This window comes from Sanguibacter suarezii NBRC 16159 (assembly GCF_001552735.1).
Lineage (GTDB): Bacteria > Actinomycetota > Actinomycetes > Actinomycetales > Cellulomonadaceae > Sanguibacter > Sanguibacter suarezii.
The window spans coordinates 210298-235643 of sequence record NZ_BCRT01000021.1; the positions used below are offsets into that span (position 1 = coordinate 210298).

21 protein-coding genes are annotated in these 25346 nt (G+C 72.7%); 11 read left to right on the forward strand and 10 right to left on the reverse strand.

The window, feature by feature from the left end:
- Positions 1 to 2 precede the first annotated feature (2 nt).
- The 5 genes from SS2_RS14385 (at position 3) to SS2_RS14405 (ending at position 5548) form a co-directional block, all read left to right on the forward strand.
- Positions 3 to 812, forward strand: a complete 810-nt coding sequence (locus tag SS2_RS14385; protein WP_066465281.1) for an ABC transporter permease — start codon at positions 3 to 5, stop codon at positions 810 to 812.
- Positions 812 to 1738 carry a hypothetical protein gene (locus SS2_RS14390; protein ID WP_066465292.1) on the forward strand — a complete coding sequence of 309 codons (927 nt, stop codon included), beginning with the start codon at positions 812 to 814 and terminating at the stop codon, positions 1736 to 1738. Before SS2_RS14385 ends, SS2_RS14390 begins: the two co-directional genes overlap by 1 nt.
- Complete coding sequence (locus SS2_RS14395) at positions 1735 to 2847, forward strand: glycosyltransferase family 2 protein (protein ID WP_066465298.1); 1113 nt, start codon at positions 1735 to 1737, stop codon at positions 2845 to 2847. Before SS2_RS14390 ends, SS2_RS14395 begins: the two co-directional genes overlap by 4 nt.
- A complete protein-coding gene (locus SS2_RS14400; protein ID WP_066465300.1) occupies positions 2844 to 3989 on the forward strand; it encodes a glycosyltransferase family 4 protein in 1146 nt (381 codons plus the stop codon). The genes SS2_RS14395 and SS2_RS14400 overlap by 4 nt, the downstream gene beginning before the upstream one ends.
- An 83-nt stretch (positions 3990 to 4072) precedes the next feature.
- Positions 4073 to 5548, forward strand: coding sequence for an asparagine synthetase B family protein (locus tag SS2_RS14405; RefSeq protein ID WP_157607360.1), 1476 nt, complete (start codon positions 4073 to 4075; stop codon positions 5546 to 5548).
- Here the strand turns inward: SS2_RS14405 and SS2_RS14410 are convergent.
- The gene (locus SS2_RS14410; protein ID WP_066465306.1) at positions 5545 to 6522 is read right to left on the reverse strand and encodes a glycosyltransferase family 2 protein; all 978 of its coding nucleotides are present in this window, start codon (positions 6520 to 6522) and stop codon (positions 5545 to 5547) included. The genes SS2_RS14405 and SS2_RS14410 overlap by 4 nt on opposite strands.
- Before the next feature lie 139 nt (positions 6523 to 6661).
- Here SS2_RS14410 and SS2_RS14415 point away from each other — a divergent pair, with 139 nt between their 5' ends.
- Positions 6662 to 7612 carry a glycosyltransferase family 2 protein gene (locus SS2_RS14415; protein WP_066465307.1) on the forward strand — a complete coding sequence of 317 codons (951 nt, stop codon included), beginning with the start codon at positions 6662 to 6664 and terminating at the stop codon, positions 7610 to 7612.
- On the opposite strand, the gene SS2_RS14420 is transcribed toward SS2_RS14415, so the two are convergent.
- From SS2_RS14420 to SS2_RS14435, 4 genes are read right to left on the reverse strand one after another with little or no spacing between them, the layout of a single operon-like run.
- Positions 7587 to 8981 (reverse strand): polysaccharide pyruvyl transferase family protein, encoded by a 1395-nt coding sequence (locus SS2_RS14420; RefSeq protein WP_066465309.1) that lies wholly within the window; start codon positions 8979 to 8981, stop codon positions 7587 to 7589. The genes SS2_RS14415 and SS2_RS14420 overlap by 26 nt on opposite strands.
- 1 nt (position 8982) lies before the next feature.
- Positions 8983 to 9621 (reverse strand): PIG-L deacetylase family protein, encoded by a 639-nt coding sequence (locus SS2_RS14425; RefSeq protein ID WP_066465311.1) that lies wholly within the window; start codon positions 9619 to 9621, stop codon positions 8983 to 8985.
- Positions 9618 to 10499: a sugar phosphate nucleotidyltransferase gene (locus tag SS2_RS14430; protein ID WP_157607361.1), complete on the reverse strand. Its 882-nt coding sequence runs from the start codon at positions 10497 to 10499 to the stop codon at positions 9618 to 9620. The genes SS2_RS14425 and SS2_RS14430 overlap by 4 nt, the downstream gene beginning before the upstream one ends.
- On the reverse strand, positions 10496 to 11926 hold the full coding sequence (locus SS2_RS14435; RefSeq protein ID WP_066465313.1) for a glutamate-1-semialdehyde 2,1-aminomutase: 1431 nt from the start codon (positions 11924 to 11926) through the stop codon (positions 10496 to 10498). Before SS2_RS14435 ends, SS2_RS14430 begins: the two co-directional genes overlap by 4 nt.
- Positions 11927 to 12038: 112 nt before the next feature.
- Between SS2_RS14435 and rfbC the strand changes: the two genes are divergently transcribed.
- Positions 12039 to 12590: a dTDP-4-dehydrorhamnose 3,5-epimerase gene (rfbC, locus tag SS2_RS14440; protein WP_066465856.1), complete on the forward strand. Its 552-nt coding sequence runs from the start codon at positions 12039 to 12041 to the stop codon at positions 12588 to 12590.
- Between the two features lie 65 nt (positions 12591 to 12655).
- Here the strand turns inward: rfbC and SS2_RS14445 are convergent, their stop codons facing one another.
- The gene (locus tag SS2_RS14445) at positions 12656 to 13900 is read right to left on the reverse strand and encodes a hypothetical protein (protein WP_217995610.1); all 1245 of its coding nucleotides are present in this window, start codon (positions 13898 to 13900) and stop codon (positions 12656 to 12658) included.
- Between the two features lie 47 nt (positions 13901 to 13947).
- The gene (locus tag SS2_RS14450) at positions 13948 to 14973 is read right to left on the reverse strand and encodes an NAD-dependent epimerase/dehydratase family protein (protein ID WP_066465315.1); all 1026 of its coding nucleotides are present in this window, start codon (positions 14971 to 14973) and stop codon (positions 13948 to 13950) included.
- 152 nt (positions 14974 to 15125) lie between these two features.
- Here SS2_RS14450 and SS2_RS14455 point away from each other — a divergent pair, with 152 nt between their 5' ends.
- The 4 genes from SS2_RS14455 to SS2_RS14470 are packed head-to-tail and all read left to right on the forward strand — an operon-like array spanning position 15126 to position 21074.
- Positions 15126 to 17225, forward strand: coding sequence for a glycosyltransferase (locus tag SS2_RS14455; RefSeq protein WP_066465317.1), 2100 nt, complete (start codon positions 15126 to 15128; stop codon positions 17223 to 17225).
- A complete protein-coding gene (locus tag SS2_RS14460) occupies positions 17222 to 18757 on the forward strand; it encodes an O-antigen ligase family protein (protein WP_066465319.1) in 1536 nt (511 codons plus the stop codon). The genes SS2_RS14455 and SS2_RS14460 overlap by 4 nt, the downstream gene beginning before the upstream one ends.
- The gene (locus SS2_RS14465; RefSeq protein ID WP_066465323.1) at positions 18754 to 19830 is read left to right on the forward strand and encodes a glycosyltransferase family 4 protein; all 1077 of its coding nucleotides are present in this window, start codon (positions 18754 to 18756) and stop codon (positions 19828 to 19830) included. The genes SS2_RS14460 and SS2_RS14465 overlap by 4 nt, the downstream gene beginning before the upstream one ends.
- Positions 19827 to 21074, forward strand: a complete 1248-nt coding sequence (locus SS2_RS14470; RefSeq protein WP_245643605.1) for a glycosyltransferase — start codon at positions 19827 to 19829, stop codon at positions 21072 to 21074. The genes SS2_RS14465 and SS2_RS14470 overlap by 4 nt, the downstream gene beginning before the upstream one ends.
- Here the strand turns inward: SS2_RS14470 and SS2_RS14475 are convergent.
- From SS2_RS14475 to SS2_RS14485, 3 genes are read right to left on the reverse strand one after another with little or no spacing between them, the layout of a single operon-like run.
- On the reverse strand, positions 21034 to 22290 hold the full coding sequence (locus SS2_RS14475; protein ID WP_066465330.1) for a glycosyltransferase family 4 protein: 1257 nt from the start codon (positions 22288 to 22290) through the stop codon (positions 21034 to 21036). The genes SS2_RS14470 and SS2_RS14475 overlap by 41 nt on opposite strands.
- Positions 22287 to 24080, reverse strand: a complete 1794-nt coding sequence (locus SS2_RS14480) for a polysaccharide biosynthesis tyrosine autokinase (RefSeq protein ID WP_066465332.1) — start codon at positions 24078 to 24080, stop codon at positions 22287 to 22289. The genes SS2_RS14475 and SS2_RS14480 overlap by 4 nt, the downstream gene beginning before the upstream one ends.
- Positions 24077 to 25327, reverse strand: a complete 1251-nt coding sequence (locus SS2_RS14485) for a glycosyltransferase (RefSeq protein ID WP_066465334.1) — start codon at positions 25325 to 25327, stop codon at positions 24077 to 24079. Before SS2_RS14485 ends, SS2_RS14480 begins: the two co-directional genes overlap by 4 nt.
- Positions 25328 to 25346 lie beyond the last annotated feature (19 nt).

The following is a 25346-nucleotide window of genomic DNA, read 5'->3' on the forward strand; positions in this document are numbered from 1 at the left end:
CGATGCCCACGACGGTGATCACGCCTCCCGGCCGCGTCTCCATGCCCAACCTGCGCGAGCTGTGGCAGGCGCGGGAGGTCCTCTACCAGTTCGGCATGCGCGACGTCGTGCTGCGCTACCGGCAGACGGCCGTCGGCATCATCTGGGTGCTGCTCCAGCCGCTCGTCTCCGCCGGCATCTTCTCGATCGTCTTCGGGTCGGTCGCCCAGCTCTCGAGCGACGGCGTGAACTACTTCGTGTTCAGCTTCGTGGGCATGCTCGCCTGGAACCTGTTCAACAACATCATCACCCGGTCGACCAACTCCATCGTCAGCAGCCAGGCGATGATCTCCAAGGTCTACTTCCCCCGGATGCTCGTGCCCATGTCCGGCATCTTGTCCGTGCTGCTCGACTTCGCGATCGCGCTCGGTCTCGGCTTCGTCCTCCTGCTCATCTACGGGATCAACCCCGGGTGGCCGGTGCTGCTGCTGCCGATCTGGGTGGCGCTGCTGGTGCTCCTGGCCGCGGGGATCGGGCTGGCTGCCTCAGCCGTCATGGTCAAGTACCGCGACGTCGCCTACGTCGTCCCGTGGATGCTGCAGACCCTGCTGTTCGCCTCGCCGGTGGCCTACGCCGTCCCCAAGGACCTCCAGACCCTGTACAACCTCAACCCCCTGACGTGGTTCCTCGAGCTGTTCCGCTACTCCCTCGTGGGGCTCCCGGCACCGGAGCCGTGGAAGATCGCCGCAGCGGTCGCCGTCTCCGTGGTGGTGTTCGTCGGCGGGGCCTTCGCCTTCCAGCAGTTCGAGCGCGAGTTCGCGGACGTCATCTGATGCGGACCACCGCCTACGTGCTGGCCGCCGACCCGGCTTTCCTCACCGAGAGCCTGCTCGCGTACTACCCGCACGTGGAGCGGATCGTGGTGTCCTACGACGAGAACGCCCGCTCGTGGACCGGCACACCGCTGCCGGTCGAGGAGTGCCTGCAGGCCATCGCCCGGCTGGACACCGCCGGCAAGTGCGTCCTGGCCCCCGGGCACTACGCCCGGCTGGACCACGACCCTCTCGACAACGACACCTTCCAGCGCCAGTGCGCCCTGGACCAGGCCTCCGAGGACGCCGACTGGGTCGTCCAGCTCGACACCGACGAGGTCATGCCGCGCCCGGACACCTTCCTGCGGACCCTGCACCATGCCGACGCCGCCGGCGCGGGCGGACTGGAGTTCCCCTCCCGATGGCTCTACGCCCAGGTGGGCCCCGGGACCTACCTCGAGGCAGCGACCCGGTCTGGTCGTCTGGCAGCGAACTACCCCGGCCCCCTCGCCATCCGCGCCGGGGCCGACCTGCGGCTGTGCCGCCAGTCGGACACGCCGCTGTACCGGGTGGACGTCCGTCCGTGGAACTCCGACCCGCTCCACCCGCGGGACGTCGTGGTCCATGAGGTGATCCCCGAGTCGCATGCCGTGGTGCACTTCAGCTGGGTGCGGTCAGAGGCCGCCATGCGCGCGAAGTTCGGATGGTCCGGGCACACCGCTGAGTACTCCGAGCCGGCCGTGTACTCGCGGTGGAAGTGGCGCAAGGACCATCCCCGCGCCGCGGCGCTCACCTCCCGCCTGCGCGGGGAGGAGTGGTACCGCATCGCCCGGATCAGCGATCCACCGATCAGCGCGCCTGTCGCGCACAGGGCGCCCACCGGGCCCACCGGCCGCCCTGCCGGTGCCCGGGCAACCGCTCCGACGACTCCCCGGGATCTGCGATGACGCCCGGTCCTCAGGTCTCGGTCGTCGTGCGCGGTGGCGACAGCCCCGCGCTCCTCGTCACCTGCCTGGAGCACCTCGGCGCGCTGCGCACCGCCCCGCACGAGATCATCCTCGTCGACCCGGGAACCGACGAGAGCACCCGGCACCTCGTCGCGGAGAAGTTCCCCGACGTCGTCCACCTGCGTCCCCCACGCCGCCCCGGACGAGCCCAGACCCCCTGGCAGGCAGGGCTGTCCTACGCGAGCGGGGACGTCGTGGCCTTCCTCGGCGGCGACACCCGCGTGGACGAGTTCTGGCTCGATGCGCTGACCACCCACTACGCCGACCCGGCCGTCTCCGCGGTCGGTGGCAGGGTCGTCTCCGCCAGCCCGGCGTCGCGTGGGCCCCACGCCGTCCACGCGGCCCGGGCGGACGGCGAGGCCCTGGCGGCCCACGAGGCGACGACAGGCCTCGCCTCGATCGGCCGCGTCCTGCCGAGCGGGGAGCTGACGAGCTTCTTCGGTGCCGACCCAGGCCGCCCGGTCGAGGTGGACCACCTGCCGACGGCAAACCTGTCCTTCCGCACTGCGGCGCTGGCATCGGTCGGCGGCTTCCGGGCGCCCGGCCCAGGGACCACGGACCACGACGCCACCGACGCGGCTCTGCGCCTGAGCGCTGCCGGGCACCGGCTGGTCTTCACCCCGCAGGCGATCACGCGGCGGGACACGGCAGCCGAGGCTCCCGGTCGCACCGACCTCCGCCACCTCTTCGGCACACGCCGGGACCACCTGATCCTGCTCACCGGTGCGTACGGGTGGAGGCACCCGCTCGTGCGCCGGTACCCGGCCACCACGCTCCGCGACCAGCACCGTCACCTCCGCGCCGCCTATCGGCTGCTCCGCGCCAGGCCCGACGACCACGGCTCCCGCCCCCCGCTCCACCGGCGGGCCATCTGGCCGGTGATCTTCACCCGGTCGGTCGCCGAGCTCGCCGGCCTCGCCGCCGGGACCCTCGCCGCACTGCAGCTCCGCTCAGGACACGGCTCGGGTCACCGCTCAGGACACGGCTCGCGCCACGGCTCGCGTCACGGCTCAGGGCACCGCCCCGTCGCGACGGACCCCGGCTCATGAGGCCGCACACCCACCTGATCACCCCCGGCGACCACTACTCCCCCGGCACAGGCAGCGCGGTCCCCACCGTCGTGCACGGGCTGAGCGCAGCCACCCCGGCAGAAGAACCTCTCCCGGCGGTCCTCGTCGCGCGCGGCACCTACCCCGACCGCTACCCCAGCGCCCAGGCCATCGAGTACCCCCTGATCGCCCCTCGCCGTCACGACCGCTATGCCGACCTGGCACTGGGCCGCGTCGGCCTGGGACGGCCAGGTGCCCGCCGGGTGCTGGCCCCTGCGCTCACTGCCCTGGAGACTCCGCAGAAGTGGGCGGACACGGTGGTGCTCGCGCACAACCTGCCGCAGGCGATCCCCCTCGTCGACAGCCGCCACGTCCCCGTCCTCTACGCCCACAACCAGCTGCTGCGCACCTACACCGCCCGCGAGCTGCGCGTGGCTCTGGACCCGGTGGCCGTGATCGTCTGCGTGAGCACGGCCCTCGCCGCCACCACCGCCGAGCAGCTGCCCCCCGCGCTGCGCGGGCGCGTCGCGGTGGTCCGCAACGGCGTCGACGCCGCGGCCTTCGCGAGCGGTCCACGGCCGCAGCGGTCGACGCTGCGCGTGGTGTTCATCGGGCGGACCATCCGGGAGAAGGGACCCGACGTCCTCGTGGACGCCGTCGCACGCCTGGGTCGCCCGGACATCGAGCTGCTCGTGGTGGGCAGCACCGGCTTCTCCGCCCGCGACCCGCTCACCCCCTACGAGCAGGGGATGCGCCGGCGGGCCGTGGTGCCAGGAGCCCGCATCACCTTCCGCCCCTTCGTCGACCGCGCCGAGATCCGCACGATCCTCGCCGACTGCGACGTCGTCGTCGTGCCCTCACGGTGGGCTGAGCCCAGCGGGCTCACCGTCCTGGAAGGCATGGCCGCGGGGGCCGCGGTCATCGCCTCCGAGGTCGGCGGCATCCCGGAGACCGCTGGCGACGCGGCCGTCCTCGTCCCGCCGTCCGACGTCGCCGCCCTGGCGGCCGCCCTCGAGGCGCTCGCCGACGACCGCGCCCTGCTGGCCCGCACCGCCACCCTGGGGCGCCAGCACGCCGAAGGCAACACCTGGCGCACCGCTCGTGACCGGTTGGGGGTGGTGCTGGGCGAGCACACCCGCTGACCCGCCCGACACTTCCGCTCGTACGCCAGACCACAGGCCGTCACCGACGACGACCCGCTGCCGCCTGACCGAGAGAGAGACCCATGAGCCGGATGGACCTGACCGATCACCGTTACCTCGCCGGCCAGTTCGTCGCCGGCCCGCGGGCCGTCACCGACGACCACCTCACCCGCACACTGACCTTCGCCGACCTGCACCTGACCGTGCACCCCACCCTGCGCACCACCCGTGCCCAGCACGGGGAGACCGACCTGCTCATGCTCGGCACCGCGGTCCACCCCGAGCACCCCACCTGGCGCGACAGCGACGTGCTCGAGTGGCTCGCCCTGGCGGCGACCCCCGCCGAGCTCGAGGAGACCATGGCCGCCCTCGCCGGGCGCTACGTGCTCTTCGTGCGGATCGGCTCGCAGGCACCCCTCGTCTACGGCGACGCCTGCGGTCTGCGCCCCGTGTTCTACCTCCGGTCGGGGACAGACCTGTGGCTGGCCAGCCAGCCCGGCCTGCTCGAGCGTCACGCCGGGGCGCTGCGCGACGTCCTGCTCGCCCCGCTGCTAGACGCCTCACCCGAGGGCGACGTCTGGCCTGCGGGACGCACCCCGCTCACCGGCGTCCAGATGATGCTCCCGAACCACCGGCTGAGCACCGACGACGCCGTCGTGACCCGGTTCTGGCCCTCGGCACCCCTACCCACGGTGGACCCGGAGGTCGCCGCGCAGCGGATGGCCCGGCTGCTGCGCGGCATCGTGCTGAGCCTGGTTCGCCGCGGACCCGTGACGATCCTGCTCACCGGCGGCTACGACAGCCGCGCCCTGCTCGCCGCCGCCTGGCCGGTCCGGCGTCGCCTGCGCTATCTCACCGTCGTCGACGTGGCCACCCCCTCCCACGACGCCTCCATCCCGCTGCGGCTCGCGATGCGGGGCCGGCTCAAGCTGCGCTTCCGGTGGAGCCGGCCCGCCTCGTCGCACGCCCTCGGGCGCCAGCGCGCGGTCACCGGGCAGGTGTGGCGCGACCCGAACCAGCACCGGGACGTGGCCTTCAGCGCGGCGCTGGGGACCACCGCGCTCATCGCCAACGCCTCCGAGGTGGTCCGGTGCGCCTTCTACGAGGGCGGGAACCCGCCCGAGACCATCTCCGCCGAGCTGCTCAGCGAGTATCACGGGTGGGCCCAGGACCCCTTCGCGATCGAGGCCTTCGAGCACTGGCTCGCCGGAGTGCCCCAGGGCACCGGCATCCACCCGCTCGACCTCTACTACTGGGAGTGCCGCGTCGGGGTGTGGGGAGCGCTCAGCGCGATCTCCATGGAGCTGCAGGTGGACGCCTTCTCCCCGTTCAACTGCCGGGAGCTGCTCATCACCGGTCTGGGCACCCCGGTCACCTCCCGCAAGCATCCGTGGCTGCTGCACCGCCGGATCGTGGAGATCCTCGCACCGCAGATCTCGACCATCCCGTACAACGCCACGACCTTCACCTGGCTCAAGACCCGCCTGCCGGCTCCGGTGCGCCAGTCCGTGCGCCGGCTGCGCCGTCGCGCAGCCGGCAGCGACCTGACCTACCGCTAGGGCTCCTGCGGGGAGTACGCCCCGGTGTATCGCCCGCGGAAGGCCCGCACGAGGTTGCGCTTGACGTCGAAGGGGAAGAACCGCCAGTTCGGCACCGTCCACTCCGACAGGACCGCCCGCGCCGCTCGCCCTCGTTCAGCGACGGGGGCGGGTGCCGTGAGTGCCTCCACGAACAGCCGGTGATTGAGGTACCACTGCGGGAAGGCGACGGGCCGGCTCCACGCGGGATAGTAGGTCCGCATCTGGTCGATGACGTCTCCGCCCTGCACCTTGTTGGTCTGGGCGTCGTGGCGACGGGAGACGTAGAGCTGCTCGGGGACCTGCACCCACGGCTGGCGCATGGCCATCGCGACGCCGAGGGCGATGTCGCCTCCGTAGAAGCTCGGCAGCCCGCCCATCATCTGGAGCATGGGCGTGCGGAACACCCCACCGAAGCCGATCACCTGGTAGACGTGGCGGCGCAGGAACAGCTCGACCCGCTCGCTCGGGGACAGGACGGTGAAGTCGAGGCCCAGGTCGTCCATCTCACCGACCATCTCGTCGTGGGCGTCGACGAGCACCACCCGGGAGAAGGCGATCGAGGCGTCGGGGTTGTCGATGAGCGCCTGGCGGCAGCGCGACAGGTGACCGGACCGGACGACGTCGTCCGCGGCGTTCCACATGAAGTACGGCGCCTGGGCGAGGGAGAGCACCCGGTTGAAGTTCCACGACACGCCGTTGTTGCGCTGGCTGTGCAGGTAGCGGAACCGCGGGTCGGTCCGCGTGAAGTCCCGGGCGATGTCAGCGGTGGCGTCGGTGGACCCGTTGTCGGAGATGATCACCTCGATGTCGGTGAGGTCCTGGTCGGCGAGCGCCTGCAGGCTGCGCTCCAGGAAGCGGGCTCCGTTGTAGACCGGTACGCCGACGGACAGCTTCGGCGTGCGGCGCTGCACCGGAGCCTGAGGACTCTCAGGGGTGCTGGACGGTTCGACCATCGGGTGACTTCCTCTCGTTGGGTCGTGCAGCGTTGGCGCCACGAGGTGTGGGCCGACAGGATGTCGAGTACACCCCGCACAGACGCGGGGAGGGCCCCTCATCAGCGGGATCAGTGCATGGACGACCAGGAGGAACGTCGTGACCGAGCTGCCTGAACCGACTCCCTCCGCAGCGGTGGGGGCCGAGCCCGCCGACGGGCTCCCGCTGGTCTCCGTGGTCGTGGCGACCGACCGTGGAGGGAGCTTCCTGGCCGAGGCCCTCACCTCGGTCGCGGAGCAGACCTACCCGCGGGTGGAGACCGTGCTCGTCGACGACGGGTCCACCGCCCCGGCCGCCCTGCGAGAGATCACGGACCGCTTCCCTGACGTCCGCGTCCTGCGCCAGGACAACGCCGGGGTGTCGGTGGCCCGCAACTTCGGGGTCAGCCACACCAGCGGTGACCTGCTGGTCTTCCTCGACGACGACGACCGCTGGCACCCCGAGCGCCTCGCGCGCCAGGTCGCGGCGCTGCAGCGCCAGCCGGCGGCGGTGCTCAGCTACTGCGGCATGCGGACCATCGACGCCGCCGGACGGGAGCTGGTCGCGGCCGACCAGCTCCAGGTCCGCGACGTCCACGACGTGCTGCGGCGTCGCACGGGGATCATCTTGCCCAACGTCATGGTGCGTCGGGAGACCTTCTTGCGGGTCGGCGGGTTCCACCCCTCCTTCCGCCGCGCCCAGGACCTCGACCTCGTGCTCAAGGTGGCCCTGGAGGGCGACTTCGTCTTCGTGGAGGACACGCTCGTCGACTACCGCCACCACGGCAGCAACAACACCCGCCGTCACCGTGAGCTGTGCCGCAGCATCGACCACGTGGTCCGCCTGCACATGTGGAACGCCCAGGAGAAGGGTCGTACCGACCTGGTCCCCGACTACCGGGCGAGCCTGGAGGCCAACGACCGGTTCGCCGCGTGGAGCGCGGCTCGGGCGTCGCGACGTCTCGCCGACGAGCGCGCCTATCTCGCGGCGGCGCGGGAGATCAGCTGGGCTCTCCGGTTCGCCCCCGGTGCTCCGGTCAGCTGGCTCAAGCAACGGATCCGCCCGAGCTGACGGCCGCGGCCACCCGGTCCGCGGGCGGGGCCCCGCCGCCCCAGCGCTCCACCAGCCGGTCGAGATCGACCAGGCCGCGCAGCGCGTGGGTCCGGGCGGCCTGGACGGCCGGCGCCGTACGACGCTCGGTCCCCTCCTGCTCGGCCTGGGCGCGTGCGACGAGCTCGAGGAGGTCAGGAGCGGCAAGGGTGCGGGCCTCCAGGACGTGCTCGTCCAACCCCATGGTGTGCATGAGCGTGCGGACCTTCGTCCGGTCGAGGACGGCGATCGGCGCCCTGCCGACCATGAGCGCGGTGACGGCGTTGTGGAACCGCGACCCGACCACCGTGCGGGCGCCGGTCAGCACCGGCACCTGCTCGGGCAGCGACGTCGCGTGGACCGTGGTGACCCGACCGGCGTCGCTGCCCAGCCGGGCACGGGCCTCCTCGGCCACGAGGTCCACCGCGAACCGGTCCGCGACGTCCCCGGCGAAGATCACGACGTCCTGCCCCTGGCGCACGAGCGTGGTGGCGGTCTCCACGAGGGCCGCGAGGTAGGGGTCCTGCGGGCTGAGGCGCCCGTCGCTGCGCCGGAGCCAGTCGAAGGCCATGACCCCCAGGGCCACCAGAGGCCGGTCGGTGGTGTCGGTGGTGGCCACGTCGTCGGAGGTGGAGTCCACGCTCGTCGAGTCGGCGTCCAGGAAGGTCGCCGCGAAGACGAGGTCTGCCACGACGAGGTCGTCGCGGTGCCCGCCGCCCATCCGCGCGAGCGCCGTCTTGCTCGCCTCGTCCCGGAAGGACCGTCGCTCGGCCCGCCGCATGGCCGCGACCACGAGCGCCCGCTCCACGCGGGTGGGCAGCATCGTGCCACCGACTCCCACGAAGGCCAGCCGGTGCGAGCCCAGGCTCGAGGCGAGGGAGACGAGATAGAGGTCGGCCATGGCTCGCCACCCGCGTCCCCCGACGGTGGACTCCGCCTCGAAGATGCCGCAGCCGAGCACGACGACGGCGTCGACCGAGCGCAGCGTGGTCCACGTGCTCGCGGCCTCCCGCGCCAGGCGCCAGGCGCGCGCGCCGACCGATCGCACGGCGCCGGGGAGCACGAGCGCCAGGTCTGCCCCGCGTCCTCGTCCGGACCGCGCCGCCGGCTGCGTGGAGACCGTCGGGACCCCGAGCCGCTCGGCGACGGCGGCGGTCTGCGGCCCGTAGGTGATGAGCCGGAGGTCGAGGTCCGGGTGCGTGGCACGCAGATGCTCGACGGCGACGGCAGCGGTCGCGTCGTTGCCGGTGTTGCCGGTGCCGAAGCCGCCGTAGAGCCCTACCCGCAGCGGACGCCGCCCTGCCCGTCCTGTGCCCTGGTCAGCTGCCGCGTCTCGGCGACGGGAGAGCACGTCAGGCTCCCACGGCCAGGACGGCCTTGCGCACGACGAAGCCCTCGGCGTACCGCTGGCGGCACTCGATCCCGCGCAGCCGCATGATGCTCAGGAAGGTCTCCTCGTCCCACCAGTCCCGGCCCACCTGCGAGGGGTAGCACGCGGTGAGCAGCTCGACCTTGCGCAGGGCGTTCTCCCGGCTGACAGGCACATAGTGCGTGACCGGGCGGAGGTCACCGTCCCACTTGGGGATCTCGTACTCCAGCACGAGCGCGTCGCGCCAGACCGTCGTCACCAGCTCGGCCACGAGCCGGTGGTCCTGGTGGGCGTCGTCCCGGCTGGGGCACAGCACGAGGTCCGGGCTGATCTGCCGGGAGAGCTGCTCGAGCCCGGCCTTGGACTCCCCCCAGTGAGCCGGCAGCCGGCCGTCCGGCAGGTCCCAGAACCGCACGTCCGCCCCGGGGACGAAGGCGGCCGCTGCGGCGCGCGCCTCCTCGCGCCGGGTGGGTGACCCGGTCAGGGTCGCGAAGGTCGCACGCACCTCTCGCTGCGCCCCGAGCTCGAGCAAGAACCCGCCGCAGGCGATCTCGATGTCGTCGGGATGCGCGCCCAGGCACAGGATCTCGACCCGCCCAGGTGGCAGCCCGAGGGCGATCACAGGCCGCCGCCGGACAACCGGGACATCCACCCGCTCGGCCGCGGCAGCGGTGCCACCTCCGGGACGTCGACGACCGGCACCCGCTTCCCCGGCGCCGGGGGCGGCGGCGCCCACACCGCCCACGGGCACTGGCCGGTGCGGTACAGCTCCTCGAGCTGGGACCGTTCTTTCAGGGTGTCCATCGGCGCCCAGAACCCGTCGTAGCGGACGGCGCGGAACCGGCCGTCCTTGGCCGCGCGGATGCACGCGTCCATGACGAGGTCCTCGCCCTCCCCGAGGTAGTCGAAGATCTCCTGGCGCAGCACGAAGAACCCGCCGTTGATCCGCATCTCCATGTCAGCGACCGGCTCGATCCCCTTGAGCATCCCGTCCGCGTCGATCTTCACCACGTGGAAGGAGTCCTGGGGATCGACGGCGAGCAGGGTGCCGACCGCGTCCGTGGCCAGGAAGTCCTGGACGATCTCGTCCATCGGGGCGTCGGTGAGCACGTCGCCGTAGTTGGCCAGGAACACCTCGTCGTCGTCGAGATAGCGGCGCACGCGCCGCAGCCGCTCACCGATCGCGGTGTCCATCCCGGTGTCGACGAAGGTGATGCGCCACTCGCTGATGTCGCTCGAGAGCAGCTCGACGTCCTGGCCGCCCTTGGTGAGCACGAAGTCGTTGGAGTGCGTCTCCTGATACTCCAGGAAGTAGTCCTTGACGGCACGCGCGCCATATCCCAGGCACAGGATGAACTCCGTGTGCCCGTAGTGCGCGTAGTACTTCATGATGTGCCACAGGACCGGGCGCGAGCCGATGGGCATCATGGGTTTGGGCAGCGACTCCGTGCCGGACCGCATCCGCATGCCCAGCCCTCCGCAGAACAGCACGACCTTCATCGTTCCTCCAGCAGCTCAGCCGTCCCCAGCTCTGGGTCAGGCAGACGGCGCGGCGCGGCGCGCTCACGCATGGACGGAGCCACCGCGCGTCCGCGCAGGAAGCCGTCGGTGGTGGCCGCGTCGATCGCTCGGGCGTAGACCGCCAGGGCTCCTCGGGCGGCCTCGATCGTGTGCTCGATGTCAGCGTCGGTGTGGGCTGCGGAGACGATGAGGGACTGAGCCAGAACGCCGCGGTCGAGCAGCTCCTGGATGAACAGCGTCCGCATCGCCTGCGAGGGGTTGCCCTCGTGGTCGCGGGTGCCGAACACCATGCAGGACCCGCGCCCCATGATCGTCACCGCCTCGGTCAGGCCTTCGTCGGCGATCACCGCGGTGAGCCCGGCGCGCAGCGCCTCCCCCTGCCGCTCCATGATCCCGACGACGTCCCGCTCGGCGTAGGCGTCGGTGGCCGCGAGGTATGCCGCCAGGCCGGTGGTCTCCGCGCCGTGCGTGGTGGACAGCAGGAAGGGCCGGGCCGCGTCGGTGTTCAGCCCACCGAGCTCCATGAGGTCGCGGCGCCCGGCGAGGGCGGAGACGGAGAACCCGTTCCCCAGCGCCTTGCCCCAGGTGGACAGGTCCGGGGTCACCCCGTAGACGGCCTGCGCCCCACCGGTCGCCCACCGCATACCCGTGATCATCTCGTCGAAGACGAGGACGAAGCCGTAGGCGTCGGCCAGGCTGCGCAGCCCTTCCAGGAAGCCTGGGGCGGGCTCGACGGTCGCGGTGGCCTGCTCGAGGATGAGTGCGGCGATCTGCCCCGGGTGGGCGGCGAGCAGGTCACGGACGGAGTCGAGGTCGTTGAAGCGGAAGCTCACCGTGAGGTCACGGTGGGCGCGGGGCACCCCGGCAGCCATCGCGGTGGAGCCGATGAACCAGTCGTCGGTCGAGAAGAACGGCTGGGTGCCGCAGACCGCCACGAGCTCGCGTCCGGTCGCTGCCCGAGCCAGCTTGATCGCGGCGGTGGTGACGTCCGAGCCGTTCTTGGCGAACTTGACCATCTCCGCGCCGGGCACCAGCTCGACGAAGCGTTCCGCTGCACGCAGCTCCCAGATCGTGGGGCGGGAGAAGTTCACGCCGTCGCGCGCGGCGCGGGTGACGGCGTCGACCACCGGGGCGTAGCCGTGCCCCAGGGTGACCGAGCGCAGGCCCATCCCGTACTCCACGTACCAGTTGCCGTCGAGGTCCTCGACGCGTGCGCCGTCTCCCCGTGCGATGACCGGCGCCATGTTCTCGGGGTACTGGTCCGACCCGCGGGCGTAGGTGTGCGAGCCGCCGGGGACGAGCTCGTGGAGCCGTCGCTGGGCGACGACGGACCGGGCGAAGCTGCGCCGGGGTGCCGCGACGGGGGTGGTCCAGGCGCGGGGGATGGGGAAGTCGTGGTCAGACATGCATGCTCCTCGGGGGCTGTGGCGTGCCGTGGTCTGCTGGGTGCCGCATGCGGGATCCGGGGCCGCTGCCGACGCCGAGGCGCACCTGCGATTCGTGTCCTACGCTGGGCGGATGGAGATCATAAAGACGTCTATTCCGGATCTGATCGTGTTTCAGCCGACTCCGCACCGGGATGAGCGCGGGTACTTCTCGCGGACCTTCGATGTCGAGATCCTGGCCGACGCGGGCATCGACCCGGCCGGGTTCAAGCAGGAGAACCAGTCCAAGTCCTTCCAGGGCGTGGTGCGCGGTCTGCACGGCCGGTCCAACAAGGGAGAGGCAAAGCTGGTGCGCTGCGCCCACGGAGCCGTCCTGGACGTCGCGATCGACGCCCGTCCCGGGTCGCCGACCTTCGGGCAGATGGAGACCTTCCTCCTCGACGACCAGCTGTGCCGCCAGGTCTACATCCCGCGCGGGTTCTTGCACGGCTACCAGGCGCTGACCTCCGTCACCGACTTCGTCTACCGGATGGACGACTTCTACGGTCCGGGCGAGGACGTCACGGTCAACTACCTCGACCCTGACCTCGCCGTGCCGTGGCCGGCCCCGATCACCATCGTCAGCGAGCGCGACCGCAACGCGATGTCCTGGGCGGAGTACACGACCATCCTCGGCGTCGGCTGAGGCCGGACTGTCCACGGGCCTCGCGCCCGGCCGCCTCACGGTCGTCTCCTGCCTGGTCGTCCAGCTCAGACCTGCTCGGCCGTGCCGGCCGGCTCGGTGAGGGCTGCTGGTTCGGCAGAGGATATCGGCTCGACCTCCCGTGGCATCGGGTCGAGCACGACCCAGCGCCCACCCTGCGCCTCGACGAGCGGCAGCGCCGCCCGCACCTCGTCGAGCAGGTCAGGGACGAAGAGCAGCACGCGGTCCGGGCGCAGACCGACAAGGTCCGTCGGGGAGACGATGGGGATGCGGTTGCCCGGCATGGTGCGCCCGTGCTTGCCGGTCGAGGCGTCGGCGATCGCGACGACGTGCTCCTTCTCGATGTGCGCTGAGCGCAGCAGCGCCGAGGTGCGCGAGGCGGCCCCGTAGCCGGCCACGGTCAGCCCCGCGGCGGTCGTCCCGGCGAGGTACTCCTCGATCGCAGCGACGGACTCGTCGAGCGCGGCGCCCAGGGAGGCGACGTGGGCCGGGTCGGCGATGCCTTCGGCGAGCTCACGCTCGACCATGGCGGTGACGTCCGGGGTCTGCTCCCCGTAGCGTGACCCTTCCTTGGCGAAGGCCAGCATGACTGTGCCGCCGTAGAGCGGGTACTCCCAGGCGCCGACAGCGACCAGCCCGATCTCGCGGCCCATCTCCACCAGCGCCGGCGTGGAGTAGTAGGCGAAGTGGCCGTGCCGCAAGGCGTTCCAGATCCCTGAGCGCACGATGGCCGCGACGGTGTGGTACTGCATGAGCAGCACCCCGTCGTCGGTCAGGTGCTCGGCTCGCTCGATGAGCGCCGCACGCTGGTCGGCGGCGTGCATCATCCCGAAGATGTCGACGATGAGCTCGGCGTCGCCGTCGCTCACCTCGACCATGCTGCGCGCGGCGAGCTGGTCCACCCACGACCCGCCGTGCGGGCTCGGGTACTCCAGGACCCGGGTGCCCGGGCGGACGAACCCGGCGGCCTCCGCCTGGGCGACGGCCGCCTCGGCCTGAGCGACCAGGGCGGCGGGCTCGACGCCGCGCGGCTCCTGCGGCGTGGTGGGGTCCGTCTCGAGCTGGACCAGGCCGGAGGTGGTCGACATGACCATGCGCAGCGGGTGCTCCGGGTCCGGGAGCGGGTCGCCGGGCAGCGGGAAGAGGTCGGCGGGCGGCTGGTCACCGAGGTCGAGGACGACGGCACCGGCCGGGTCTCCCGACCACCGGCACACCCACCCCGGATCAGGCTGGGGCAGCACGGGCACCTCGGCCGAGGACCGGGCGAGCGGGGGTGCGACGGACTCGTTCACTGGGTACTCCTCGGGTCGGTGGGGTCAGACGGGCCTGCGCGCGGGCGCTACCCGATCGTGCGCAGGGTCGCGAGGTCGAGGCGGCGCGCGGCCGCCAGCTCGTGGATCTTCTCGAGCCGCACGTAGCGAGGGCCCTCGAACTCCGAGACGGTCACGCCTCGGGTGGTCATGTCGCGGTAGATCTGGCGGACGCCGTCCGGCACGGTCCACTGCGGGGCGAAGGCCGGCAGCTCGGTCCGGATCTTGGTGAAGTCGACCTGGTAGTTGCGGGAGTCGGGTCCGGCACCCTCGGCGAAGGACACGGGCGAGCCGGTGATCTCGGCGACCTGCTCGGCGATCGTGCGGATCTGCACCACGTCCTCGTCGCGGCCCACGTTGAAGGCCTGGTCGTGGACGACGTCCCGGGGGGCCTCCAGGACGGCGAGGAAGGCGCGCGCGATGTCTTCCACGTGCACGAGCGGCCGCCACGGGCTGCCGTCGGACTGGAGGCGCACCTCGTCGCGGGTGTATGCGGTGCCGGTGAGGTTGTTGACGACGATGTCCGCGCGCAGGCGCGGTGAGGACCCGTAGGCGGTCGCGTTGCGCAGGTAGCTCGGGGAGAAGGTGTCGTCGGCGAGCGCCGACAGCCCCTGCTCCGCCATGACCTTGCTCTCCCCGTAGGGGGTCACCGGATGGAAGGCACCGTCCTCGGCCACCGGGGCGTCGCCGCCGGCGCCGTAGAGCGAGCACGAGGAGGAGAAGAGGAACCGCGGGACTCCGGCGGCCTTGGCCATCTGCGCCATGTGGATGGCCCCGTGGGCGTTGACCGAGTACGTGGCCCCCGGGTTGAGGTGGCCGATCGGGTCGTTGGAGATGGCCGCGAGGTGGATGACGGCGTCGAAGCCGTCGAGATCCTCGGGGACGACGTCGCGGATGTCCCCGGTGCGCTGGACGTAGCCGGTGGGCTGGGGACCGAAGTCGCACCCGTCGTACCACCCGGCGTCCAGGCCGACGACCTCGTGCCCCGCGCTCTGCAGGAACGGGACCAGGACTGCCCCGATGTAGCCCCTGTCACCGTCGACCAGAACTCGCATAACGCACCTTCCGTCGATGTCGAAACAGTCGTATACACGACGTTCCCCTCTCGGCAGTCTCCTGCACCGTGCGGCGCTGTGCAGTGGAGCAACGGGTGAACTTGGGGTGATTGGGGAGGCGTCCTGGGGGACGTGGGGCAAGAATCGTCGGCATGAAGGTCCTCCGGGTCTCCCACAGCGCCGTCGTCTCCACCTGGCGCGAGCGCGAACGTCAGCTCCGAGACCGCGGGGTCGACGTCCGCCTCCTGAGCGCTCAGACCTGGGACGAGGGCGGCGCGGTCGTCCCGCTGGTCCCCGGACCGGGCGAGGCGGTGCGCGGGGCGAGGACCGTCGGGTCCCACCCCGCCCTCTTCCTCTACGACCCCCGACCGCTGTGGCGCGCCCTCGGCGAGCCGTGGGACGTCGTCGACATCCACGAGGAACCCTTCGCCCTGGCCACCGCGCAGGTGCTCGCGCTGTCCCGGCTCCGCTCCCTCCTCGCGCGCCGCCCCACCCCTCCCGTCGTGCTGTACTCGGCGCAGAACCTCACCAAGCGGTACCCGCCGCCCTTCCGGTGGCTGGAGGCCTGGGCCCTGCGCACCGCCGCGGCGGTGTCGGTGTGCAACGAGGAGGCCGGACGGATCTGCTCGGCCAAGGGACTGCGCGGTCGGGTGGAGGTCATCCCCCTCGGGGTCGACCCGGCACGATTCAGCCCGGCGCCCCCGCGTCCGGGCGGGATGTCCGCGAGCGCGAGCCTCCCGGCCGACGGACCAGCGGGCGGAGCAGCAAGCGGAGCAGCGGGCGGGCCGCAGCCTCGTGTGGTCGTCGGCTACGCCGGCCGCCTCGCCGCCCACAAGGGGGTGGACGTCCTGCTCCGCGCCGTCCTCGCCGACGAGCGGCTGCACCTGCGGGTGGCCGGCGGCGGTCCTGCCGCTCCCGCGCTGCGCCAGGCCGCAGCGGCGACGCCCGGCCGGATCACCTTCCTCGGGTCTCTCGACGAGGCAGACCTGCCCGACTTCTACCGAGGCCTGGACGTGCTGGCCGTCCCGTCCCTGGATACCCCCACGTGGGTCGAGCAGTTCGGCCGCGTCGCGGTCGAGGCCATGGCCTGCGGCACCCCGGTCGTGGCGAGCCGGTCCGGCGCCCTGCCCGACGTCGTCGGCGGGGCGGGGCTGCTGGTGCCGCCCGGGGACCCCGTCGCGCTGGGTGAGGCCCTGGCCCGGGTGGGGACCGACCGGGTCCTCGCCGCCCGGCTGCGCGAGGCCGGCGCAGCCCGTGCCGCCACGTGCTCGTGGCCCGAGGTCGCCCGCCGCTACCACCAGATGTACTCCGCGATCACCTCTGCCGCACCGTCCGCACCGGCCGGGCAGGTCGCGCAGGTCGCCGCGGCACCCGCCGACCCACCCGAGGTGGTGGTCGTGGCCTACGGCTCACCCGAGCTGCTGCGCACCGCGCTCGCCCCGCTCGTCGGACACTTCACGGTGACCGTCGTCGACAACTCCTCCCTCCCTCAGGTCCGCGAGGTGACCGAGGCCGCAGGCGGCCGCTACCTCGACCCGGGGCACAACGGCGGCTTCGGCGCCGGGGTGAACTACGCCCTCGCCCACCGTCAGCTCCCCGGGAACGACGTGCTGCTGCTCAACCCCGACGCCGTCGTGCTCCCCGCCGACGTCGACGCGCTGCACCGCGCCCTGCGCGTCGACCCGCGTGCCGCGAGCGCCGGCCCGGTGCAGGTGGGCACGGACGGCTCGACCGCTCGGGTGCGCTGGCCCTACCCCTCGCCGCTGGGCAGCTGGGTGGACGCCGCCGGCCTGGGGCGGCTGCGTCCGGTCAGCGACGAGCGCTCCTTCGTCATCGGGTCGCTGCTGCTGCTGCGTGCCGAGGCGCTCGCCGAGGTGGGCGGCTTCGACGAACGCTTCTTCCTCTACGCCGAGGAGACCGACTGGGCGCTGCGCGCCACCCGCCGCGGCTGGCGGCACGTGGTGGTGCCCCAGGCCCGTGCGGTCCACGTGGGCGGGGGCACCAGCGACAACCCCCAGGTGCGCGAGACCCACTTCCACGCCTCCCAGGAGCGCTACCTGCGCAAGCACTTCGGGCCGGGCGGGTGGCGGCTCGCCCAGACGGCGGTGGTCGTGGGCTCGGCCGGACGCTCCCTCGTGCTGCGCGGACCCAGCCGGGACAGCGCCCGACGCCGCCTGCGGCTGTACCTGCACGGTCCGGTGCGCGCGGAGCTGACGCTCACCGGGATCCGCCGTGCGGGTGACCCCGCATGACCGCGACCGTCGAGCAGGACCGGTCGGGCCCGTCCCGGCTGGGGTCCCAGACGCTGACCGTGGGACGGCGCGCCGGCCAGGTAGGTGTGCGCGCCGTGGTGGCCGTCGTCGTGCTCGTGGTGCTCGCCGCGATCGGGTGGCTCGTCCCCATGTACTCCCCCTTCGCCCTCGCCGGCGCCGTGCTGGTGCTGCTCATCGGCTTGACCGCGCACGAGCCGGCGGCCATCCCGCTGGCCGCCATGCCCGCCATGGTCGTGGTCCAGCGGATCGGCGGCGAGTCGGTCAACCTCACCTTCAGCGACTTCGCGCTGTTCATCGCGTTCTGGTGCGCCCTGTTCTTCGCCCGGCGTCCCTTCTCACGACCGATGCGGACCTTGCTGTGGCTCTCGGCCATCTACCAGGCGGCCACCCTGTTCACGGTGGTGGCCAACCCCTACCGGCAGAACACCGTGGAGTGGTTCCACGCCTGGCTCTCCGTCGGTGGCGCTCTCGTGGTGGGGTGGGCCATCGGGCGCGCCGGGCGTGCGCGGACCGGTCTGACGCTGTTCCTCCTGGCGTGCGTCGGCATCGCCGTGCTCACGTGCATCGACGCCGGCCAGCAGCTCGCGGACGGGGCGAGCGGGCCGGTGTACCTGGAGTGGCCCTTCCTCATGCACAAGAACTTCATCGGGTGCGTGCTGGCCTTCGCCGCGCTCCTGGCCTACGCCCGGCCGGACTGGCTCGGCTGGCCACGGGTCCTGTCCCTGACGACCTTCTGGTTGTTCGTCCTGGCGATCGTCGGGTCACAGGCACGCCAGGCGCTGGTCGGGCTGAGCGTCGGCGTGCTCGTGGTCGCCATGCGCCCCTCCCCCGGACGGCACCGGTCCAAGCTCATCCTGCTCGCGGTGGTGCCGGGGCTGTACTTCGTGGGTGCGGCCATCCAGGACCAGCTCGAGTCCACCGACCTGTTCAACTCCGCCCACCAGCGGCTCACCTGGTACCAGCAGGCCATCGAGATCTGGCAGGAGAACCCCGTCGTCGGGGTCGGGCTGCGGTGGTGGACGGCGGGACGCACCGAGTACACCTTCCAGCCTCCCAACGCCGAGCTCGAGGTGATGTCCTCAGCCGGCCTGGTGGGGCTGATCGGCTTCCTCGTCCTCATGGGCGGCGCGCTCGTCGTGCTGTGGCGGCTCGACCGACGCTTCGGCACGCTCGCCTTCGCGATCCTGCTCACCCGCCTGGTGCAGAGCCAGTTCGACCTGTTCTGGTCCGCCATCGTGGTCTCGGTGCCCTTCGTCCTCATCGGCATCTGCCTGGGTGCGCAGGCCCTCGCCGCGGAGCAGGCCGGCACTGCGGACGACGGCCTGGACCGTCCGGGGGCACGGACCGACCCGGACCGGTGGGCCGAGCACGAGGCGCAGGTGACAGCCGCTGAGGAGCCGCGGATCACCGACCCGCGGGAGCGGCCCTACCGCAGCCCGCTCGCTGACCCCTCGCCAAGGCTCGGTCCGGTGGCACCCGGCTCTCCCGCGACCGACGGCGGTCCGCGGTGAGGATCGTGCACGCCATCTGCTCGGACGCCTTCGCCGGCGTGGAACGGCACGTGGCGCGCCTGGCCGCGGCGCAGGCAGCGGGCGGCGACGACGTCGTGGTGATCGGCGGGGCACGGACCGCCATGACCGCGGCCCTCGGTGACGACGTCCGGCACCTGTCAGCCGCGACCGTGCGCGAGGCGGATGCGCACCTGCGGACCTGGGCACCGGCCGCGCACGTCGTGCACACGCACATGACGGCCGCCGAGGTGGCCGCGACGTGGGCCGCGCTGCGCCTGCCGGGCTCGGGGAGGTTCCCTCCCGTCGTCTCTACACGGCACTTCGCCCGTACCCGCGGCAGCGGGGCCACGAAGCTCCTCACCGCCGCGGCCGCCCGGCACCGGGTCGCCGCACAGATCTCCATCAGCCAGTACGTCGCGGACCACGTCGACGGCCCCAGCACGGTGGTGCACCCCGGGGTCGAGGACCGCCCGGACGGTCTGGCAGCCGCCCAGCGCGACCGCACCGTCCTCATCGTCCAGCGCCTGGAGGCGGAGAAGGCGACCGACATGGGGATCGAGATCTTCGCCCGGTCTGGGCTCGCGGCCGACGGATGGCGGCTGGTCATCGCCGGCGACGGCGCCGAGCGTGCCCGCCTCGAGAACCTGGCCGCTCGCACCGGAGCGGGCCCCTGGGTGGAGTTCCTGGGTATGCGCGACGACACCGCGGCGCTCATGGCCCGCGCCGGTCTGCTGCTGGCCCCGTGCGAGGTCGAAGGGCTGGGGCTGAGCGTGCTGGAGGCGATGGCTGCTGGCCTGCCGGTGCTCGCCGCCGCCTCCGGAGGCCATCTGGAGACCCTCGCCGGGCTCGACGCGCAGGCCCTGTACCCGGTCACCACCGGTGACGCCCCCGGTGACACCCCTGGTGACGCCCCTGGTGGGATCGCTGCGGCGGCACACCGGCTCGCGGCCCTCGCCGCCGACGCACCACGCCGTGACGCCTACGCCCACCAGGCCCGCCAGGCGCAGCGGCTACGCTTCACCCCAACGGCTCAGGCCCGTCAGACGCACGCCGTCTACGAGGAGGTCTTGTGACTCTGCGACTCCCGCCCTTCCTGCGACGGCCGCGCCGTTCTCCTGGCGCTCCGGGGCCGGACCACCCTGGGCAGGCACGGCGTCAGCTCGTCGTCGCGTCCCTGGAGGAGTGGGACCAGGTGTGGCGGCGCAACCAGTACCTCGTCGCGGGCCTGCTGCGCGCCGACCCGGACCTGCGGGTGCTGTTCGTCGAGCCCGCCGTCGACCCGCTGCACGAGCTGCGGCGCGGCTTCCGCCCTCGGTGGGGCGGCGGGGTCCGCCAGGCCGGCCCCCTCGAGGGTGTGCAGCCCGGGCAGCTGTGGTTCTTCCGGCCGACCAAGCTCCTCCCGCGCAAGATCGACCGCCGGGCCGACGACCGGATCTCTGCGGCGGTGCGCCGGGCAGCCCGGCGCACCGGCCTCACCGACCCGGTGCTGTGGGTCAACGATCCCGCCGCGGCGAACCTGCTCGCCGCCACCGGGTGGACAGCGCTCTACGACATCACCGACGACTGGCTCGCCGCCCACCGCACACCGGACGAGCAGGCGCGGCTGATCGCCGACGAGGACCTGCTGCTGGCGCGGTGCGCGGCGGTGACGGTCTGCTCCCCTCACCTCGTCGAGACCAAGGGGGCCACCCGCCCGGTCGAGCTCATCACCAACGGCGTCGACGTGGACCGGTACCGGCGGCCGGTGCCGCGGCCGGCTGATCTGCCCGCCGGCCCGGTCGCCCTGTACCTGGGGACCGTGCACCGGGACCGCTTCGACATCGCGTCGCTCACGGCGACTGCCCGGGCGCTCGGCGCAGACGGCACGGCCGTGATCGTGGGGCCGGTGCTGGACCTGACCTCGGCGGAGTTCGAGAACCTCAAGGACGCCGGTGTGGTGCCGTTGGGCAGACGCACCTGGGAGGAGGTGCCGGCCTACCTCCAGCACGCCGACGTCCTGCTCGTCCCGCACCTGGTCAACCCCTTCACCGACAGCCTCGACCCGATCAAGCTCTACGAGTACCGCGCGGTCGGCCATCCCGTGGTGTCGACCCCGGTGGCCGGCTTCCGTGACAGCGGCGACCCCCGCGTGTCGGTCGCCCCGGCGGTCGACTATCCGCAGGAGGTCCGGCGGGTGCTGCTGGATGCCCACGCCCGCCATGCCCGAGGGACAGCGGACACTGTCCGCGACGACGACATCCCGACCTGGGACGGTCAGGTGGACAGAATGGCGGCGGTCATCGACCGCGTCCGGCAGCACTCAGCCATACACCGGTGAGGTCCCGGGCTGTGCCTGCGACGGGGAACCGCGCCGTGGCCCAGCGGTGCGCGGCCTCGGCGCGCTCGGCGGAACGGGCTGCGTCGTCGAGCACGTCGAGGACGGCTGCTGCGAGGGCTGCGGGATCGCCTGGTGGGACGAGCAGCCCGCGGGCCGGGGTGCCGGATCCGACACCTGCGCCGTCGTCGTCCTCGCCGTCGTCGTCCTCGACGATCTCGGTGACCCCGCCGCCCCGGGTGGCCACGACCGGGACACCGCGGATCATCGCCTCGACGATGACCTGACCGAAGGGCTCAGGGACCGGTGAGGCGTGGACGAAGACGCTCACCCGGTCGAGCTCGGCGGCGGTGTCGTCGGTGAAGTCCACCCAGGTGATCTGCTCGCTGACGCCCAGGCTCTCGGCCTCGGCACGGACCTGGGCTGCGTAGTCCTCGCCGCCGAACATCGCCGCGCCGACGATCCGCACACGCGCCTGCGGGTAGCGGGCCAGGATCGTGGGCGCCGCCCGGACCAGCTCGAGCTGTCCCTTGGTCGGGCTGATCCGGCCGATCATCGCCACGACCGGACTCCCCGTCGCGGCCGGGTCTCGTCGCTCTCCGGCCGCGAGCGCCTGCTCGGGGGCGTAGCCCGGGTAGATGACGGTGCTGGGCACCGGCAGGGTGGCAGCGGTCGCGCGGGAGTTGGTGACCACCTGAGCCGGCAGCCGGGAGGCGAAGCGGACCAGGCGCACCATCGAGCCCGGCAGGTAGTCCGCGCTGATCCGGTCGTGCACGTGCCACACCAGCGGCCGGCGCGCCGACCACGCCGGGACCACCCCGAGCAGGTCCGCCTTGAGGGAGGTGGTGTGCACCACGTCAGGACGCAGGGCACGCACCCGCCGCGTGAGGCGGACCATGAACGGCACCATCCCCAGCAGCCGCACGACGCGGGACAGGGAGACCGGCGCCGCGCTGTGCCGGTCGAGACGGGCGACGGCGGGGTCCAGCGGAAGCACCTCGACCGGCACTCCCAGCGCCTCGAGCCGCGAGCGCAACGGCCCCTCGGCGAAGAGCAGCACGCGGACCTGTACCTGGGGGCCGAGGGCGGCGCAGGCCCGCACGAGGGCGAGCTCGGCGCCACCGAGCTCACCGGTGTGGTCCAGGACGAGCACCCGGACGGGGCGGGCCGGCGCGCCGGACCCTGAGCCCCCGGCCAGCACCTCCGCCCGTGCTGTCATCGGCTGTGCGGGCTCTCCTGGGCGGGCTGCCCGGCGGGCTCGACCGCGTCGCCACCGGGCTTGCCGCCGGCGCCCGGCCGGCCCTTCCCGACGGTGCTGACCTTGCCTGCCTGCTTCCCCGGCGCGCTCGCGCTGCTCGGCGACGCCGTCTCGGTCGCCTCCTCACGGGCCGACGTCTCGTCGGCGGCCTGCTGGGCCTCGCGTGCCCGCTGCTCGTCGCGCGCGCGTCGCTCGTCGAGGCCGAGCCGGTCACCGATGTCGCGGTCCTCTTCCGCCTCGTCCACCGGCCGGGAGCTGAGCGGCCAGCGCGGACCGCTCGGCTCGGCGTCGCCGTAGGTGGAGGCGTACAGCATCCGCCGGCTGCTGCGGACGCCGGTCAGCACCACACCGGTGATCGCGATGTTGTTGATCTGCAGTCGTGCGACAGCCTCGGTGAGCACCTTGCGCGCGGTGCGCCCCACCGAGGCGACCAGCACCGTGCCGTCTGCGTAGCCGCCGAGGATGGTGGCGTCGGCCGCGGCGAGCACCGGCGGCGCGTCGACGACCACCACCTCGGTGCTGGCCCGCAGGCCGTCGAGGATCTGCCGGGCACGGGCGGAGGCGAGGTAGTCGGCGGGGTCCATCCCCTCCTCGGCGAGGACGACGGCGCTGAGGTTGGGCACGGGGGTGGGACGAGGTTCCGCGTCTGGGCCGGACCAGTCGGCGGGGGCCGGCAGCAGCGAGTCGAGCTGGGGGCGGCGCAGGTCGCCGGAGACGATGATGGTCCGCCGCCCGCTCAGTGCGAAGGAGGCGGCGAGGTTGGCTGCCACGAAGGACCGGGCGATGCGCGGGTCCGTCGCGGTGACCACGACGACCATGTGGTCCATCCCGGAGAGGGACACCTGCACAGCCGTGCGCAGCTCACGGATCGACTCCGTGAAGGGGAGGGCGACCTTGCTGGAGACCGGGAGCTGGTGCGAGGTGCGGAACCGGCGCTCGGCCGACCGCACCCCGGTGAGCTCGGCCAGCACCGGCACCCCGGTGAGCCAGCGAGCCTCGTCCGCCGAGCGCACCCGCACGTCGAGGCTGCGCCGGATGAAGGCTAGGCCGATGCCTGCCAGCAGACCCGCCAGCACGGCGATGAGGATGATCAGGGCGCTGCTCAGCCCCACCGGGTCGGCGCTCACTGCGGAACGCTCGACCAACCCCGGGGACACGATCGAGTTGAGGATGTTCGCCTGGGTCACCAGGGCCTGGTACCCGGCGACGATCGACTCCTGCTCGGCGGTGGCGAGCGGGTCGGCCGGGTCGAGGACCAGCCGGGCGCGCACCCCTTGGATCTGCGTGCTCAGGGCGACCTTCTGGGCCTCGATCGCCGCCACCTGTTCGTCGCGCAGGGTGTCGAGCTGGGCCACGTAGGCGTTCGCGACGGCGTTCGCCACCGCGACGGCCTCGTCGCCCTCCGCGGCGGTCGCGGTGATGTTGACGAAGCGTCCGTCCTCGTCCCCGGGCTCGACCGTGATCGTGTCCGCCAGCGCCTCCAGGTCACCGGTGTAGCCGAGCGCCGTGGCCGCCGTCTGGATGACGATCTCCGAGGTCACGTCCTCGGGGCTGGAGGCCACCGTCACGACGTCGGTCTCCCCGCTGTCCCGCGGGGAGGTGGCCGTCATGAGCTCGACCGTGGCGGTCGCCGCGTAGCTGTCGTCCCGGCGGTCGAGATAGAGCATCGCGCCCGCGACGACGACGACCATCGCCGCCAGGACGAGGTACTTGCCCTCCCGAATGATGCGGATGAACTCTCGGATCGTCATGCGGTCCTGCCTTCCTGGCCTCGCGCTGCGCCTAACAGTGTCTGCTCCTCGACGAGCTCACGCAGACGGGCCGTGAACCGCTGAGCGCCGAAGGTCTCGGCATGGTCGACCAGTGCTGAGCGGTCCCACCGGGTCGCGAGCGCCTCGGTGAGGGCTCGGGCGATGTTCTCCCCGTGGGGCAGGTCGAAGAACACTCCGGTAGTTCCTTCGACGACGGTATCCAGATACCCGCCGTCGCGCAGGACGACGGAGGGCCGTCCGAAGGTGGCCGCCTCGAGCGGGGAGAGGCCGTAGTCCTCGTAGGAGGCGGCGACGAGCGCCGCGCACCCCTGGTAGAGCCAGCGCAGCTCGGCGTCGGGCACCCTGCCCAGCAGCACGACGTTGCGCAGGCCGGTCGCGGCGAGGATCGCCTGCAGCCGGGGGCGGTCCGGGCCGTCACCGACCACCACGACGCCCCGGTCCGGGTGCGAGGCCGCAGCCTCGATGACGACGTCGACGTTCTTGTAAGGCAGCAGCCGCGCCACGCACAGCACGAAGGCGCCGGGCGAGGCCAGCTCCGCGGGCAGCGCGTCGAGCCTGGCCGGGCGCTGCTGCTCACCGGCGGCCGGCAGCGCCGGCGGCGGCGCGAGGACCTCGGCGTCGATGCCGTAGGCGGCGCGGACCGCCTCGCGCGTCACGGTCGAGTTCGCCAGGTAGACGTCCGCGCTCAGGGCCGCCCGCCGGTCCCAGCCGCGCAACGGTGCGGCGACCGCGCCGAGCGCCCCGCTCACCGCGTACCGGCGGGCCCGCTGGGCGGGCGACTCCCCGGCCTTGCCCGTCCCCAGGTACCGGTCGCGCTGGTAGAGCCAGCGGGCGGGGGCATGGCAGTAGACGATCTTGCGGCCGTCGGTGGGGAAGCCGTGCGCCCAGCCGGTCGAGCTCGCGAGCACGACGTCGGCTTCGATGGGCGAGGTGGAGACCGCGCGGGCCAGGAAGGGCAGCGCACGGCGGTGGTCGCGGCGCAGCGCGCCGAAGCGGTTGAGCCGGGTGACCCGCAGGTCAAGACCGGCCATCTCGGGAAAGGTCCGGTCCCGGTCGTAGAGAGTCGTGTAGAGCGGGGCGTCCGGGAAGGCACCGGCCATGATGAGCGCGACCCGCTCGGCCCCGCCGCGCTGGGTGGCGTAGTCGTGGGCGAGCGCGATCGGGCTGCGTCCGGAGGCGGGGGCCTCGGGCGCGCCTGGAGACTCTGACCTGCTAGGACCTGTCATGGCCTACCTCGTCGTGGCT